The following is a 15,974-nucleotide window of genomic DNA, read 5'->3' as shown; positions in this document are numbered from 1 at the left end:
TGATTAAACATAGCGCCCGCATTGACCGAAGCTATCAGCCGCCATCTGATGTTCCACGTGGAACAAAAAACCCGGCCAAAGCCGGGTTTTGAGGTCAAGGTACGGTCAAATCAGAAATCGAGGTTGGATACCGCCAATGCATTGGACTCGATGAAATCGCGGCGGGGCTCCACCGCATCGCCCATCAGCGTGTTGAAAATCTGATCCGCTGCGATCGCATCCTCAATGGTGACCTTGAGCATGCGGCGAACCGCAGGATCCATCGTGGTTTCCCACAGCTGATCAGGGTTCATTTCGCCCAATCCCTTATAACGCTGCACGCTGTGGCGACGCGTTCCCTCGGTCATCAACCAGTCGAGCGCCTGCTTGAAGGTCGTCACCGGCTTCTTGCGTTCGCCCCGTTGAACATAAGCGCCTTCTTCCAGAAGGCTATTCAACTTGTCGCCCAGCACGGTTACCGTTTTGTAATCGTTACTGCCGAAGAAATCACGGTTGAAGGTGATGTAGCTGGCCAGCCCATGGGAAATGATCTCCACTTCCGGAAGCCAAAGATTGCGCTCCTTGTCTTCACGCAAGCTCGCCTTGTACGTCAGGCCAGAGCGCTCGACGCCTTTCAGCAACGCGGCGTAGGGTTCCAGCCAGGCCTGCATCGCAGCCTGATCGCCGAGCTGCTCGACGCTCACTCGCGGCAGGTAGATGAAATGCTCGGTCAATTCCTGTGGATACAGGCGGGACAACCGTTGCAGCGTCTTCATCACGGTACGGTAGTCATTGACCAGGCGCTCCAATGCTTCGCCTGACAGGCCGGGTGCGCCTTCATTCACATGCAGGCTGGCGTCCTCGAGCGCGGACTGAGTCAGGTACTCGTCCATGGCCTCGTCATCCTTGATGTACTGCTCCTGCTTGCCCCGCTTGACCTTATAGAGCGGCGGCTGGGCGATATACACATAACCGCGTTCGATCAACTCAGGAAGCTGCCGGAAGAAGAACGTCAACAGAAGCGTGCGGATGTGCGAACCGTCCACGTCGGCGTCGGTCATGATGATGATGTTGTGATAGCGCAGCTTGTCGATGTTGTATTCGTCGCGTCCTATCCCGCAGCCGAGCGCGGTAATCAGCGTGCCGACTTCCTGCGAAGAAATCATCTTGTCGAAGCGAGCCTTCTCGACGTTGAGAATCTTGCCCTTGAGCGGCAGGATCGCTTGCGTCCGGCGATTGCGTCCCTGCTTGGCAGACCCGCCTGCGGAGTCACCCTCCACGATGTAGAGTTCAGACAGGGCAGGGTCCTTTTCCTGGCAGTCGGCGAGCTTGCCGGGCAAACCCGCGATATCCAGCGCACCCTTTCGACGCGTCATCTCACGCGCCTTGCGTGCTGCCTCGCGCGCGCGGGCCGCGTCGATCATCTTTCCAACGACGGCTTTCGCCTCATTGGGATGCTCTAGCAGGAAATCCGCGAAATGCTTGCCCATCTCCTGTTCCACGGCCGTCTTGACTTCGGACGACACGAGCTTGTCCTTGGTCTGCGAGCTGAACTTGGGATCGGGCACCTTCACCGAAATGATGGCAGTCAGTCCTTCGCGGGCATCGTCGCCCGTGGTAGAAACCTTGTGTTTCTTCGCCAGGCCTTCCTGCTCGATGTAATTGTTCAGGTTGCGGGTCAACGCCGAACGAAAGCCAGCCAGATGCGTGCCTCCGTCGCGCTGCGGGATATTGTTGGTAAAGCAGAGCAGGTTCTCGTTGAAGCTGTCGTTCCACTGCAGCGCCACTTCGACACCCACGCCGTCGTCGCGTTGAACATTGAAGTGAAACACTTCGTTCACGGGCGTCTTGTTGGTGTTGAGGTAGGTCACGAACGCGCTGAGGCCGCCCTCGTACTTGAACAACTCTTCCTTCGCATTGCGCTCGTCGCGCAGCACGATACCCACACCAGAATTCAGGAAGGACAATTCACGCAAACGCTTGGCCAGGATATCCCAGCTGAAATGAATATTCTGGAACGTATCGGCAGAAGGCTTGAAATGGATCTCAGTACCGGAGTCCTCGGTTTCGCCGACAGCGGCCAACGGGGCCTGCGGCACGCCGTGACGGTAGGTTTGCTCCCAGACCTTTCCTTCACGACGGATTGTCAGTACCAGCTCCTCGGAAAGGGCATTGACCACCGACACACCCACGCCATGCAGGCCGCCGGAAACCTTGTAGGAATTGTCGTCGAACTTACCGCCGGCATGCAGCACGGTCATGATGACTTCGGCCGCCGATACGCCCTCTTCGTGAGTGTCCACCGGAATTCCGCGACCGTTGTCGCGAACGCTGATGGACTCGTCCACATGAATAGTGATGCTAATATCGCTGCAGTGGCCGGCCAGAGCCTCGTCGATCGAGTTATCCACCACTTCGAAGACCATGTGGTGCAGACCGGTACCATCGTCCGTGTCGCCGATATACATGCCGGGACGTTTACGTACTGCATCGAGGCCCTTCAACACCTTGATGCTGGACGAATCGTACGTGTGGTTTTCGCTCATGCCTTCACTCCCGAGGGGCCGTGGTCTGGGCTATCGCACCATGTTCCACGTGAAACATTGAGACCGGCGTATCGTCACGCCAGCCTTCTCGCAATACATTCGAATCGACACAGGTGATGAAAACCTGGCAATTCAGTTGTTCCAGCAACCGGCACAGCGCAAGCCGGTGCTGATCGTCCAGTTCGGACGGTAGGTCATCGACCAGATAGATACACTGGCCTCGCTTGGCCTCGCTGACCAGATGTCCCTGAGCGATGCGCAGCGCACATACAACAAGCTTCTGCTGACCGCGAGACAGCGTTTCCGCCGCGTTGTGGCTAGCGATCCGTAAGCGAAGATCAGCCCGTTGAGGCCCCGCCTGGGTATGGCCCATCAACCTGTCGCGCTCGATCGACGCCGCTAGCACATCCGCGAGGGAACGGTCCTTGTCCCAGCCGCGGTAATAGCTCAACTGAAAACCTTCGAGTTCCAGAAGCGCGGCCAGCGTGCGTTCGAACACGGGTTTCAACGCCTGGATATAGGCGCGCCGGTAGCTATCGATTTCGTCGCTCGCGGCACTCAGCTCACGGCTCCAGGCGGCCTGCGAAGCAGCGTCCAGTGTACCATGCCGCAGCCAGGAGTTTCGTTGCCGCAGCGCCTGCTGCAGCCGCTGCCAGGCCTGAAGAAAGCGAGGTTCCACGTGGAACACGCCCCAGTCGAGAAACTGCCTGCGAAGTTTGGGTGCACCTTCCAGCAAGCGGAAACTGTCCGGATTGATGAGCTGAAGCGGCAGGGCATCGGCCAATTCCGCAGCGCTGCGCACGCTCTGCCCATTGATGCGGATACGCACCTCGCCCCCCCGATCACGAGAGATTCCCAAGGCACTGGCCTGTTGATCGCCCAGCTCGACCTGGCCGAAGACGGTGCAACTGGTCTGTTCGTGGCTGATGACCGGGTTCAGGCGTGTGCTACGGAACGAGCGCGCCATCCCGAGAAGATGGATGGCTTCGAGAAAGCTCGTCTTTCCGCTGCCGTTGTCGCCGTGGAGGATATTGATCCGAGGGGAGGGGTGCAGCGTCACCGGCTGCAAATTGCGGATGCCGGTGACGGAGATGCGGCTAAGGGACATTCAGCAGGACATTACAGGCGCATCGGCATGACGACGTAAGCCGAGTCATCATTATCGAACTCTTGCACGAGCGCGCTGCTGTTCGCATCCGACAGGATCAACCGAACCTTGTCCGTGGTCATGACGCCCAGCACGTCGAGAAGATAGCTGACGTTGAATCCGATCTCGAGCGAACCGCCGTTGTAGTCGACGGCAACTTCTTCTTCCGCCTCTTCCTGCTCCGGGTTGTTCGCCTGGATTTTCAACAGCCCGCTTTCGAGTTGAAGGCGAATGCCACGGTATTTCTCATTGGAGAGAATCGCCGTGCGGCTGAACGCTTCACGCAGCGTCTGCCGTTCGCCCACGACCAGCTTGTCGCCTCCACGAGGAAGAACGCGCTCATAGTCGGGAAACTTGCCGTCGACGAGTTTCGACGTAAAGGTGAACTCGCCCGTCGTGGCTCGAATATGATGTTGGCCCAACACGATACTGACCTCTCCGTCCTGGTCGGTCAGCAAACGTGCCAGTTCAAGGATGCCCTTGCGCGGCACGATCACCTGATGGCGATCCGGCTGCTCGATACCTGCCTGCATCGAACACATCGCCAGACGGTGACCATCGGTCGCAACGGCGCGCAACATGCCGCTCGAGACTTCGATCAGCATCCCGTTCAGGTAATAGCGAACGTCTTGCTGCGCCATTGCGAAGCTGCTGCGCTCGATCATGCGGCGCATCTTTCCCTGGTTGACGCTGAAATTCAGCGAGCCGGGGCCTTCTTCGACAGTGGGAAAATCATTGGCCGGCAAGGTCGAGAGCGTGAAGCGACTGCGCCCCGACTTGATCACGACTTTCTGCTCATCCAGACGTATGTCGATCAGCGCATCAGGCTGCAGACTCTTGCAGATGTCCATCAGCTTTCTAGCCGGCACCGTGATCTCGCCGGGTTCGAATGAATCTTCCAGTGCGACACGGCCCACCAGTTCGACTTCCAGATCCGTTCCGGTAAGCGAAAGCTGATGATCCTGCACAACGAGCAACACGTTGGACAACACCGGCAAGGTCTGGCGTCGCTCGACGACGCCAGCCACCAACTGCAGAGGTTTCAACAGGGCTTCGCGCTGAATAGTGAAATGCATGGTCTGGTCCCTTGCCTATTAATTGGCCGCAGTCTGTTAAGTTGTCAAAGTACGCAGCAGATTTTTGTAATCTTCGCGGATATCCGCATCCAATTCGCGAAGTTCAGCGATTTTACGACAGGCATGCAGCACCGTCGTGTGATCACGCCCACCAAACGCGTCGCCGATCTCGGGCAGGCTGTGATTGGTCAACTCCTTGGACAAGGCCATCGCGACCTGGCGCGGTCTTGCCACCGAGCGAGAACGTCGCTTCGATAGCAGATCGGATATCTTGATTTTGTAGTATTCGGCGACGGTCCGCTGGATATTATCGACACTCACCAGCTTATCTTGCAGGGCCAGCAGGTCCTTGAGCGACTCGCGGATCAGTTCGATGGTGATATCACGGCCCATGAAATGGGCATGGGCGATCACACGCTTCAATGCGCCTTCAAGTTCGCGGACATTCGATCGAATCCGTTGCGCAATGAAAAACGCCGCGTCATGTGGCAGGTCGACACTGGCCTGGTCCGCCTTTTTCATGAGAATCGCCACACGCGTCTCGAGCTCCGGCGGCTCGACCGCAACGGTCAGGCCCCAGCCAAAGCGCGACTTCAACCTTTCTTCCAGCCCGTCGATCTCCTTCGGGTAGCGGTCACTCGTCAGGATCACCTGTTGCCCACCTTCAAGCAGCGCATTGAAGGTGTGGAAGAACTCTTCCTGGGACCGTTCCTTCTTGGCAAAGAACTGGATGTCATCGATCAGCAGCGCATCCACCGAACGGTAGAAACGCTTGAATTCATTGATGGCGTTGAGTTGCAGCGCCTTGACCATGTCGGCGACGAAACGCTCGGAGTGAAGATAGACCACTTTAGCGTTGGGGTTTTTCTTCAGTAGATGATTGCCGACCGCGTGCATCAGGTGGGTCTTGCCGAGACCAACGCCGCCATACAGGAACAGCGGGTTGTAGCCGTGCTTGGGGTTGTCGGCAACCTGCCAGGCGGCCGCACGGGCAAGCTGGTTCGACTTGCCCTCGACGAAATTCTCGAAGGTAAAGGTCCGGTTGAGGTAACTGGTGTGCTTGAGCCCACCTTCTACCTGAACGTTGCGTTCCGCCCGGACCGTCGGCGGTGCGATTGCCGGTTCTGCGGCAACCACGGGTTCAGATGAAGAGGGTACCGACAAAGGCACCGCCGCCTGCTGGGGTTGCTGGGCACGCGCCATGGATGCCGAGGGAAGCGCCGCGGCAGCGGTCCGCTTGCTGCCAATCAGCAACGACAGCGAGGGCGCCAAGCCAGTCGCGCGCTCGGACAGCAGCTCGAGCAATCGAGACAGGTACTTTTCATTGACCCAATCGAGCACGAACCGGTTGGGCGCGTAGACACGCAACTCCTCTCCCTCGGCTTCGACCTGCAGCGGACGGATCCACGTGTTGAATTGCTGGGCCGGCAGTTCATCCCTCAAGAGGTCAACGCACTGCTGCCAAAGTTCCACCGACACGGAATCTCCTAGACGCTGTCGAGCATTTAAACGGCAGCCATTGTAGCCCTCGGCTACGCGGTTATCCACAGTGCGCCCGGCGATTCGAAGTCAAATAGCGCAATGACCGTCACCCGCCGCGTGAATAAAGGCTGTTGATAACCGAGGATGAGAGCTCCGGATAAGCCTGTGCATAGCCTGCTGATACCGCGGCCTGTTGATAACTTCAGAAATCATCCACAGGTCATCCAGCGCATTCCCACCGCCGGCGCACCGTTTGCGCAGAACGTTCAGGATCGGCGTAGTGCCCGGACGTCGGGGGCTTCAGCGGGTTATCCACAGAAACCTCGTTTACCATCTATAAGCACTGTATCTAGAAAGCTTTAATACCTTTTCTCTTATCTATTATTTTCTCTGTTCATCGCTGGCTGGAAATTGACCTCACCGCGCAGCTTCTCTACAATCGCCGGTCTCTTAAAAGGGGGCCATTCCGGCCCGCAACGGATCACCAGGTAACGCATCATGAAACGCACTTTCCAACCCAGCACCCTCAAGCGCGCTCGTACCCACGGTTTCCGTGCTCGCATGGCCACCAAGAACGGCCGCGCCGTACTGTCGCGTCGTCGCGCCAAAGGTCGTAAGCGCCTGGCGGTCTGAACACGTCGGAACAGGTAGTGAGTCGAGACTTCGCTCGGGAAAAGCGACTGCTGACCCCGCGCCAGTTCAAAGCGGTCTTCGACTCCCCTTCCGGCAAGTTGCCGGGCAGAAATGTTCTGATCCTGGTGCGCGAGAACGGACTGCCACACCCCCGTATCGGGCTGGTGATCGGCAAGAAGAGCGTCAAGCTCGCGGTCGAGCGCAATCGCATCAAGCGGCAACTGCGTGAAACCTTTCGTCTCCACCAGATGGAACTGACGGGGTGGGACATCGTGGTTATTGCGCGCAAAGGATTGGCTGATCTGGATAATCCAGAACTGGCACGGCAATTCGCCAAGCTCTGGAGGCGGTTGTCTCGCACCCCTTCACAGCACGCCAGCGATCCGGAACAGGGCAAACCCGCCCATGCGTAAACTGGCTCTGATCCCCATTCGGATCTACCGGTATGCCATCAGTCCCATGATGGCAAGCCACTGTCGTTTCTACCCAAGTTGCTCCTGCTACGCACAAGAGGCCATAGAAAACCATGGCCTGCTGCGCGGTGGCTGGCTGAGCCTGCGCAGGCTCGGCCGTTGCCATCCATGGAATCCGGGCGGCTATGATCCCGTGCCTTCCAACCACACCTCCAATTCATCTTCGATGACCGAGTAACCATGGATATCAAACGCTCGATCCTGCTTGTCGCCCTGGCAGTCGTTGCCTACCTGATGGTCCTTCAATGGAACCAGGACTACGGCCAAGCCGCCTTGCCTGCCGAGACCACTCAGCAACACCCTTCGGCCGCCCAGCTACCCGATACGTCGCCTGCCGCCACCGCCGATGGAGCACAGCAAGACATTCCTTCGGTTGCCGGCGAACAACCGGCCAGTGCACTTCCCGAAACGCAGGCAAGCTCGCAACTGATCCGCGTACGCACCGACGTGCTCGACATCGCGATCGACCCGCGCGGCGGCGACATCGTTGACCTGCGCTTGCCTGAATTCCCGCGCCGCCAGGATCGACCGGACGTTCCCTTCCAACTGTTCGAACGCAGTGGCGAGCGCACCTATGAGGCCCAGAGCGGCTTGATTGGAGACGGTCCCGACAAGGCGACAGGTCGGCCGCTGTACAGCAGTGAGCAGCAGCAGTACCAACTGTCGGAGGGCCAGGACCAGCTGGTCGTCGATCTGAAATACAGTGATAACGGCGTCAACTACATCAAGCGTTTCACTTTCGACCGGGGCGACTACGACATGTCGGTCAGTTACCTGATCGACAACCAGAGCGGCAAGCCGTGGACCGGTTATATGTTCGGCCAGCTCAAGCGCGACGACAGCGGCGATCCCTCGTCGAGCACGGCAACGGGCACCGCGACGTATCTGGGCGCTGCGCTCTGGACCAAGGACGAGCCCTATACCAAGGTGTCCATGGGTGACATGGACGACAAGAACCTGAAGAAAACCGTCGAGGGCGGCTGGATCGCCTGGTTGCAGCACTATTTCGTGACGGCGTGGATTCCCTCTCCGGATCAGACCAATCAGGTGCAGACCCGCAAGGACAGCCAGGGCAATTACATCATCGGCTTTACCGGTCCGGCGATCACCGTCGCGCCGGGTGCGCAGGGCGAGGCGACCGCCACCCTGTATGCCGGCCCGAAAAGCCAGGACGAACTGGAAGAATTGTCGCCCGGCCTGCGTCTGACGGTCGACTACGGAATTCTTTGGTTCATCGCGCAGCCGATTTTCTGGTTGCTGCAGAACATCCATGCGCTGCTGGGCAACTGGGGCTGGTCGATCATCGTTCTGACCATCGTGATCAAGCTGGCGTTCTTCCCGCTATCGGCTGCCAGCTACAAATCGATGGCGCGCATGCGAGCGGTTTCGCCAAAGATGCAGGCGCTCAAGGAACAGTTTGGCGATGACCGCCAAAAGATGTCCCAGGCGATGATGGAGCTGTACAAAAAGGAAAAGATCAACCCGCTCGGAGGCTGCCTGCCGATCCTGGTCCAGATGCCCGTGTTCCTCGCGCTCTACTGGGTGTTGCTGGAAAGCGTGGAAATGCGCCAGGCACCGTGGATGTTCTGGATCACCGACCTGTCGATCAAGGATCCGTTCTTCATCCTGCCGATCATCATGGGCGTGACCATGTTCATCCAGCAGCAGCTCAACCCGACGCCGCCGGATCCGATGCAAGCCAAGGTGATGAAGCTGCTGCCGGTCATCTTCACCTTCTTCTTCCTCTGGTTCCCCGCTGGCCTGGTGCTGTACTGGGTGGTCAACAACGTCTTGTCGATCGCACAGCAGTGGTACATTACCCGCAAGATCGAGAAACAGAGCGCCGCCTGATCTGCCGAGTGAACAGAACGCCCCTTGATTGGGGCGTTTTGCTTTATTGATCCGCCTGGAGGTAAGACGCATGAGCCCAGATCGCGAGACCATCGCCGCAGTCGCCACCGCTCCGGGAAGAGGCGGGATCGGTGTCGTGCGGGTTTCCGGGCCCCGAGCCAAAGCGGTCGCCATTACCCTCAGCGGGCGTGAGCCAGCGGCGCGTCATGCTCACTACGGGCCGTTCCATGCCGATGACGGCGAGGTCATCGACGAGGGAATCATGCTGTTCTTCCCGGGGCCGAACTCGTTCACCGGCGAAGATGTGCTCGAATTGCAGGGCCACGGCGGCCCCGTGGTGATGGATATGCTGTTGCGCCGCTGCGTTGAACTCGGCGCACGCCTGGCGCGACCGGGGGAATTCAGCGAACGTGCCTTCCTCAACGACAAGCTGGATCTGGCACAGGCCGAGGCGATTGCCGATCTGATCGAAGCAAGTTCGGCCCAGGCCGCCCGCAACGCCGTTCGTTCGTTGCAGGGCGAATTCTCTCGCCGTGTTCATCAGCTGACCGAGGCACTGATCCAGCTTCGCATCTATGTCGAAGCCGCGATCGATTTTCCCGAAGAAGAGATCGACTTCCTGGCGGACGGCCGCGTGTTGGCCTTGCTGCAAGCGGTCAGACAGGACCTGGGCGAAGTGATTCGCGAAGCCGGGCAGGGCGCCTTGCTGCGTGAGGGGATGAACGTGGTGATCGCCGGCCGCCCAAATGCCGGCAAATCCAGCCTGCTCAATGCCTTGGCCGGGCGCGAAGCCGCCATCGTCACGGACATCGCCGGCACTACGCGCGACGTGCTGCGCGAACACATCCATATCGACGGCATGCCCCTGCATGTCATCGACACTGCAGGCTTGCGCGACACCGACGATCAGGTCGAGCGTATCGGCGTCGAGCGGGCAATCAAGGCGATCGAGGATGCCGATCGCATCTTGCTGGTGGTGGACGCCAGCACGGCCTCCACCGACGCCGGCAGCTCCGACTGGCCGGAGTTCCTCGCGGTCAGGCCCGACCGAAGCAAGACCACGCTCATTCGCAACAAGGCCGACCTGACAGGCGAGCACGTCACGATCTCGATCGATCCCGACGGCTACACCACCTTGAGCCTGTCAGCGCGATCGGGGGATGGTCTGGAGGCGCTTCGTGAGCACCTGAAAAGCTGCATGGGATATGACCAGACCGCGGAGAGTGGATTCAGTGCACGCCGCAGGCATCTGGATGCCCTACGGCAGGCGGCCGAACACCTGGATCATGGCCATGCCCAGCTCACGCTCGCCGGAGCCGGCGAACTCCTCGCCGAAGATCTCCGTCAGGCACAGCAGGCGCTCGGTGAAATCACCGGGGCCTTCAGCTCCGATGACCTGCTAGGCCGCATCTTCTCCAGCTTCTGCATCGGAAAATAGCCCAGCGCGCCTGCCGGCACCCGTGTGACGAAACGGACCGATGGTCGCCCGACAAACGTGTCGCCCTGGCACGCAGGGCGTGCTCACGCCGATTTACAGCCCGGAAGCGTTCCTGTTTCGCTGCCCCATCTGACTCCATGCGACCGCTTCAGCCTGATTGCCTGACGTTATTGCCATAGTCCGGCCACCTAAGCCCTGTGGACAACCCATCCTGAGGACGGTCGATAAGCGGTGGACCAAGCGTGCTTATAATCCCCCTGTGGATAACACCTGTTTCCATCCACAGGGTATGAACGGGTAACACACCGGCGCGGCCCAGGATCGACACAGGGTTTCGAAACGCTGTAGCCCGCAGAAGACAAGGTACACAGCGCTCTATCCACAGGAATCTTTTTCCTATTTATAAACATAAAAATAAGCTTTAAATAACTTTTCTCTTATCTATCTATCTTGAGTCCAGCGCTTCGTATGCCCAGCTGGTCATTTTTTGTGCAAAGCCCTTCTTTCACGGGCCACCTGGCCCTATACTTGCCCGTTTCCCAGAACTCATCTGAACAGGCACGAGGTGCGTGGTGGATTTCCCTTCCCGTTTTGATGTCATCGTGATCGGCGGTGGCCATGCCGGTACCGAAGCTGCGTTGGCAGCCGCTCGGATCGGCGTGAAGACATTGCTGCTCACGCATAACGTCGAGACCCTCGGCCAGATGAGCTGCAATCCGGCCATCGGCGGTATAGGGAAAAGCCATCTGGTCAAGGAGATCGATGCGCTAGGCGGTGCCATGGCGATTGCGACTGACCAGAGCGGTATTCAATTCCGTGTGCTGAACAGCCGCAAAGGACCGGCCGTGCGTGCGACCCGCGCCCAGGCTGACCGTGTGCTCTACAAAGCCGCTGTGCGTGAGATTCTGGAAAACCAACCGAATCTGTGGATATTCCAGCAGGCAGCGGATGATCTGATCGTCGAAGCGGATCAGGTCAAAGGCGTAGTGACGCAGATGGGGCTGCGTTTTTTCGCGGATTCGGTGGTGTTGACGACCGGCACGTTCCTGGGCGGACTTATCCACATCGGCCTCGAAAACTATTCAGGCGGCCGAGCGGGAGACCCTCCGTCCATCGCACTGGCCAAGCGACTGCGTGAACGTCCGCTTCGTGTCGGGCGGTTGAAAACCGGCACGCCGCCGCGTATCGACGGGCGCAGCGTGGATTTCTCGGTGATGACCGAGCAGCCGGGCGATACACCCATCCCACCCATGTCGTTCCTGCGACATGCCGCGCAACATCCGAGGCAGGTCAGTTGCTGGATCACCCATACCAACGCCAGAACCCATGAAATCATCGCGGCCAACCTTGACCGTTCACCGATGTACTCGGGCGTCATCGAAGGGGTCGGTCCACGTTATTGTCCGTCGATCGAAGACAAGATCCATCGTTTTGCAGACAAGGACAGTCATCAGGTTTTCATCGAACCCGAAGGGCTGACCACGCACGAGCTTTACCCGAACGGCATTTCCACCTCGTTACCCTTCGATGTGCAGCTTCAGATCGTGCAAAGCATTCGTGGCATGGAGCAGGCGCATATCGTGCGTCCCGGCTACGCCATCGAATACGATTATTTCGATCCGCGAGATTTGAAGTACAGCCTGGAAACCAAGGTCATCGCCGGCCTCTTTTTCGCCGGGCAGATCAACGGCACCACCGGCTATGAAGAGGCGGGTGCGCAGGGGTTGCTGGCAGGAACCAACGCGGCATTGCGAGCCCAGGGCAAGGACAGCTGGTGCCCACGTCGGGACGAGGCCTACCTTGGCGTGCTGGTCGATGACCTGATCACCCTGGGCACTCAGGAGCCGTATCGCATGTTTACCTCGCGTGCTGAATACCGGTTGATCCTGCGAGAAGACAATGCCGACCTGCGGCTGACCGAAAAGGGCCGTGAACTGGGGTTGGTAGACGACGTGCGCTGGGCCGCTTTCGAGCGCAAACGCGAACGTATCGTGCAGGAAGAGCAGCGCCTGAAAAGCACCTGGGTGCGCCCGGCGACGCCACAGGGCGACGCGATTTCAGAGCGGTTCGGCACGCCGTTGACGCACGAATACAACTTGCTCAACCTGCTGGCACGACCCGAGATCGATTATCGCAGCCTCGTCCAGCTTACCGGTGGCGGCGTCGAGGACCCTCAGGTGGCCGAACAGGTCGAGATCAAGACCAAGTACGCCGGCTACATCGATCGTCAGCAGGAAGAGATTGCCCGGCTTCGTGCCAGCGAAGGTGTCGCGCTTCCGGCGGACCTGGATTATTCGACGATTTCCGGACTGTCGAAGGAAATCCAGCACAAGCTTTCCCTCGCTCGACCTGAGACGCTCGGCCAGGCCTCGCGCATTCCCGGGGTCACGCCAGCGGCTGTGTCGCTTTTGATGATCCATCTGAAAAAGCGCAGTGCCGGACAGAAGCTGGAGCAAAGCGCTTGATGGACGCCGAGTACGCAGGCTACGCCCATGAACTCACGAACGGTGCGAGCCTGCTGGGAATCGACCTGAATGAAACCCAGCAAGGGCAGTTGCTCGCCTACCTGGCTCTGCTGATCAAATGGAACAAGGCGTACAACCTGACAGCTGTGCGCGACCCCGCCGAGATGGTGTCGCGTCACTTGCTCGACAGCCTCAGCGTCGCCCCGCACGTGGCTCAAGGCGGCTCGCGCTGGCTGGATGTGGGGAGCGGCGGAGGCATGCCGGGAATTCCGTTGGCTATCCTGTTCCCCGAGCACAGCTTCACCTTGCTCGACTCGAACGGCAAGAAGACCCGCTTTCTCACGCAGGTCAAGCTCGAGCTGAAACTCGCCAATCTCGAAGTCGTCCACAGCCGCGTCGAGCAATTCAGGCCCGCACGGCCCTTTGCCGGTATCACCTCGCGTGCGTTCAGCGCCCTGAGCGACTTCGCGGACTGGACGCGCCATCTGGGCGATCTCGACACCCGCTGGCTGGCCATGAAAGGCGTCCAGCCCGACGACGAATTGCAAGCGTTGCCGGCGGATTTCCAGCTTGAGCGCTGCCTGGTTCTCAAGGTTCCCGGTTGCCAAGGGCAACGCCATCTGTTGATACTGCGCCGCACTTCATGACTCCGGACAGACACTGACCATGGCTAAAGTATTTGCCATCGCCAACCAGAAGGGCGGTGTCGCCAAGACCACCACCTGCATCAACCTCGCCGCGTCGCTTGTGGCGACGCGCCGTCGCGTGCTGCTCATCGACCTCGATCCGCAGGGCAACGCCACGACCGGCAGTGGTGTGGATAAGTTGGGTCTGGAGTATTCGATCTATGACGTGCTCATCGGTGAATGCAGCCTGGTCGATGCGATGCAGTTTTCCGAGCATGGCGGCTACCAGCTGTTGCCGGCCAACCGGGATCTCACCGCGGCGGAGGTCGCGCTGCTCAAGCTGCCGACCAAGGAACATCGGCTGCGCGAGGCGCTTGCGCCGGTACGCGAAAATTACGATTACATCCTGATCGACTGTCCGCCTTCGCTGTCCATGCTGACCATCAATGCACTGACCGCCGCCGATGGCGTGATCATTCCGATGCAATGCGAGTACTACGCGCTCGAAGGCCTGACCGATCTGGTCAATTCGATTCAGCGCATCGGCCAGGCCTTGAACCCGTCGTTGAAGATCGAAGGGCTTTTGCGGACCATGTACGACCCACGCAGCAGCCTCACCAACGACGTCACCGAACAGCTCAAGACGCATTTCGGCGACAAGCTCTACGACACGGTTATCCCGCGTAATGTCAGGCTGGCCGAAGCCCCCAGCCACGGCATGCCCGCGTTGGTCTATGACAAGCAATCCAAGGGCGCCTTGGCCTATCTGGCACTGGCGGGCGAACTGTCACGTCGCCAGCGCCGAGCCGCCCGCAGCGTAACCGCATAAGGAAATTTTCATGGCGACCAAAAAACGAGGCCTGGGACGCGGACTGGATGCCCTGCTTGGCGGCGCCAACGTGACGGCGATGCAGGATGAAGCGGTTCAGGCCGAGGCGCGCGAGCTGCAACAGTTGCCGCTCGATATCATTCAGCGCGGTAAATATCAGCCGCGGCGCGACATCGATCCGGTCACACTCGATGAGCTGGCGCATTCGATTCGTACCCAGGGCGTCATGCAACCGATCGTTGTCCGCTCGATCGGCTCGGGCCGTTACGAGATCATCGCCGGCGAACGTCGCTGGCGTGCCAGTCAGCAGGCTGGGCTGGAAAAGATACCGGCGCTGGTTCGCGATGTCTCGGACGAAGCGGCCATCGCCATGGCGCTGATCGAGAACATCCAGCGTGAGGATCTCAACCCGATAGAAGAAGCCGTCGCGTTGCAGCGGCTTCAGCAGGAATTCCAACTGACTCAGCAGCAGGTGGCAGACGCGGTGGGCAAGTCGCGTGTAACCATCAGCAACCTGCTGCGCCTGATTGCCTTGCCGGATGAAATCAAGACGCTCCTGTCTCATGGCGATTTGGAAATGGGGCATGCCCGCGCGCTGCTGGGATTGCCGGCGGAGCAACAGGTCGAGGGCGCGCGGCATGTTGTCGCACGCGGCCTGACGGTCCGCCAGACCGAAGCACTGGTACGCCAATGGCTGAACGGCACGCAGGGCTCGAAGGCCGAGCCCAAGAGCGATCCGGACATAGCGCGCCTGGAACAGCGCCTGGCTGAGCGCCTGGGGTCCCCGGTGCAGATCAAGCATGGCGAAAAGGGTAAAGGACAGCTGGTGATCCGCTACAATTCGCTGGATGAGCTGCAGGGTGTGCTCGCGCACATTCGCTGATACAAAATATATGTAGTGGCAGTCGGAAATTACTACCTGAAGGTTGAACGCAAGGGGTGCTGCTCCTATACTCGCGGCGCTTTTTTGACTGCGGTCATTGAACGCCGCAGACCGAAAATGGCGATGGATCCTCGGTGAATATTCGCAACAAAACACCTCTTCATCGGCTGCCGGTCGCTCGCGTTCTGGTAGTACAGGCCGTCGTTGCGTTGGTCATGGCCACTTCGTGCGGACTTTTTTTTGGCCTGGTGGCCGGCTATTCCGGTCTGCTGGGTGGCCTGATCGCGTTATCGGCCAATGTGTATTTTGCCTTCAAGGCGTTTCGCTATTTCGGCGCACGTTCGGCCAAGGCGATTGTCCAGTCTCTTTGGGCTGGCGAGATGGGTAAACAGATTCTTGCAGCAGCGCTGTTTGCGCTGGTGTTTGTGGGAGTGAAACCGCTGCAACCGGCTGCTTTGTTCGCCGGTTACCTGATGGTTCTGGGCGCTGGAGCGAGCGCCCTCCTGCTGATGAAAAATAATCCGAAGCATTGAGCACTGAGGCGTT

The 15,974-nt window shown here is 59.3% G+C and carries 14 protein-coding genes; 10 read left to right on the top strand and 4 right to left on the bottom strand.

Annotation, left to right across the window (positions count from 1 at the left end):
- Window positions 1-110: 110 nt before the first annotated feature.
- From gyrB to dnaA, 4 genes are read right to left on the bottom strand one after another with little or no spacing between them, the layout of a single operon-like run.
- Window positions 111-2,525: a DNA topoisomerase (ATP-hydrolyzing) subunit B gene (gene gyrB / locus GQA94_RS03540; protein WP_158186768.1), complete on the bottom strand. Its 2,415-nt coding sequence runs from the start codon at window positions 2,523-2,525 to the stop codon at window positions 111-113.
- 4 nt (window positions 2,526-2,529) lie between these two features.
- On the bottom strand, window positions 2,530-3,633 hold the full coding sequence (recF, locus tag GQA94_RS03535) for a DNA replication/repair protein RecF (protein ID WP_158186767.1): 1,104 nt from the start codon (window positions 3,631-3,633) through the stop codon (window positions 2,530-2,532).
- Between the two features lie 11 nt (window positions 3,634-3,644).
- Window positions 3,645-4,748 (bottom strand): DNA polymerase III subunit beta, encoded by a 1,104-nt coding sequence (gene dnaN / locus GQA94_RS03530; RefSeq protein ID WP_158186766.1) that lies wholly within the window; start codon window positions 4,746-4,748, stop codon window positions 3,645-3,647.
- A 36-nt stretch (window positions 4,749-4,784) separates the two neighbouring features.
- Entirely contained in the window at window positions 4,785-6,227 is a 1,443-nt protein-coding gene (gene dnaA, locus GQA94_RS03525) for a chromosomal replication initiator protein DnaA (protein WP_158186765.1), read from the bottom strand.
- Window positions 6,228-6,728: 501 nt separating this feature from the next.
- Here dnaA and rpmH point away from each other — a divergent pair.
- The 10 genes from rpmH (at window position 6,729) to GQA94_RS03475 (ending at window position 15,961) form a co-directional block, all read left to right on the top strand.
- Complete coding sequence (rpmH, locus tag GQA94_RS03520) at window positions 6,729-6,863, top strand: 50S ribosomal protein L34 (protein ID WP_019340723.1); 135 nt, start codon at window positions 6,729-6,731, stop codon at window positions 6,861-6,863.
- Window positions 6,864-6,880: 17 nt separating this feature from the next.
- Entirely contained in the window at window positions 6,881-7,276 is a 396-nt protein-coding gene (gene rnpA / locus GQA94_RS03515) for a ribonuclease P protein component (protein ID WP_158186764.1), read from the top strand.
- On the top strand, window positions 7,269-7,514 hold the full coding sequence (yidD, locus tag GQA94_RS03510) for a membrane protein insertion efficiency factor YidD (protein WP_158186763.1): 246 nt from the start codon (window positions 7,269-7,271) through the stop codon (window positions 7,512-7,514). Before rnpA ends, yidD begins: the two co-directional genes overlap by 8 nt.
- Window positions 7,515-7,516: 2 nt before the next feature.
- Window positions 7,517-9,187, top strand: coding sequence for a membrane protein insertase YidC (gene yidC / locus GQA94_RS03505; RefSeq protein WP_158186762.1), 1,671 nt, complete (start codon window positions 7,517-7,519; stop codon window positions 9,185-9,187).
- A gap of 70 nt (window positions 9,188-9,257) precedes the next feature.
- Window positions 9,258-10,625, top strand: a complete 1,368-nt coding sequence (gene mnmE, locus GQA94_RS03500) for a tRNA uridine-5-carboxymethylaminomethyl(34) synthesis GTPase MnmE (RefSeq protein ID WP_158186761.1) — start codon at window positions 9,258-9,260, stop codon at window positions 10,623-10,625.
- Between the two features lie 572 nt (window positions 10,626-11,197).
- Window positions 11,198-13,090, top strand: coding sequence for a tRNA uridine-5-carboxymethylaminomethyl(34) synthesis enzyme MnmG (gene mnmG / locus GQA94_RS03495; RefSeq protein WP_158186760.1), 1,893 nt, complete (start codon window positions 11,198-11,200; stop codon window positions 13,088-13,090).
- Window positions 13,090-13,737 carry a 16S rRNA (guanine(527)-N(7))-methyltransferase RsmG gene (gene rsmG, locus GQA94_RS03490; RefSeq protein ID WP_158186759.1) on the top strand — a complete coding sequence of 216 codons (648 nt, stop codon included), beginning with the start codon at window positions 13,090-13,092 and terminating at the stop codon, window positions 13,735-13,737. Before mnmG ends, rsmG begins: the two co-directional genes overlap by 1 nt.
- Window positions 13,738-13,756: 19 nt before the next feature.
- The gene (locus tag GQA94_RS03485) at window positions 13,757-14,545 is read left to right on the top strand and encodes a ParA family protein (protein WP_158186758.1); all 789 of its coding nucleotides are present in this window, start codon (window positions 13,757-13,759) and stop codon (window positions 14,543-14,545) included.
- Window positions 14,546-14,555: 10 nt separating this feature from the next.
- Window positions 14,556-15,428 (top strand): ParB/RepB/Spo0J family partition protein, encoded by an 873-nt coding sequence (locus tag GQA94_RS03480; protein WP_158186757.1) that lies wholly within the window; start codon window positions 14,556-14,558, stop codon window positions 15,426-15,428.
- Window positions 15,429-15,562: 134 nt separating this feature from the next.
- Window positions 15,563-15,961, top strand: a complete 399-nt coding sequence (locus GQA94_RS03475) for a F0F1 ATP synthase subunit I (RefSeq protein ID WP_158186756.1) — start codon at window positions 15,563-15,565, stop codon at window positions 15,959-15,961.
- Window positions 15,962-15,974: the final 13 nt, after the last annotated feature.

Source organism: Stutzerimonas stutzeri, from assembly GCF_009789555.1.
GTDB classification, from domain to species: domain Bacteria; phylum Pseudomonadota; class Gammaproteobacteria; order Pseudomonadales; family Pseudomonadaceae; genus Stutzerimonas; species Stutzerimonas stutzeri_R.
This window is presented reverse-complemented; position numbering and strand designations above follow the sequence as displayed.

What these genes read in the sequence shown, in the direction of transcription:
- yidC (WP_158186762.1), top strand. Translation starts at nt 7,517, where the DNA reads ATGGATATCAAACGCTCGATCCTGCTTGTCGCCCTGGCAGTCGTTGCC.
- rpmH (WP_019340723.1), top strand. Translation starts at nt 6,729, where the DNA reads ATGAAACGCACTTTCCAACCCAGCACCCTCAAGCGCGCTCGTACCCAC.
- dnaN (WP_158186766.1), bottom strand. Translation starts at nt 4,748, where the DNA reads ATGCATTTCACTATTCAGCGCGAAGCCCTGTTGAAACCTCTGCAGTTG.
- GQA94_RS03480 (WP_158186757.1), top strand. Translation starts at nt 14,556, where the DNA reads ATGGCGACCAAAAAACGAGGCCTGGGACGCGGACTGGATGCCCTGCTT.
- yidD (WP_158186763.1), top strand. Translation starts at nt 7,269, where the DNA reads ATGCGTAAACTGGCTCTGATCCCCATTCGGATCTACCGGTATGCCATC.
- gyrB (WP_158186768.1), bottom strand. Translation starts at nt 2,525, where the DNA reads ATGAGCGAAAACCACACGTACGATTCGTCCAGCATCAAGGTGTTGAAG.
- GQA94_RS03485 (WP_158186758.1), top strand. Translation starts at nt 13,757, where the DNA reads ATGGCTAAAGTATTTGCCATCGCCAACCAGAAGGGCGGTGTCGCCAAG.
- rsmG (WP_158186759.1), top strand. Translation starts at nt 13,090, where the DNA reads ATGGACGCCGAGTACGCAGGCTACGCCCATGAACTCACGAACGGTGCG.
- recF (WP_158186767.1), bottom strand. Translation starts at nt 3,633, where the DNA reads ATGTCCCTTAGCCGCATCTCCGTCACCGGCATCCGCAATTTGCAGCCG.
- mnmE (WP_158186761.1), top strand. Translation starts at nt 9,258, where the DNA reads ATGAGCCCAGATCGCGAGACCATCGCCGCAGTCGCCACCGCTCCGGGA.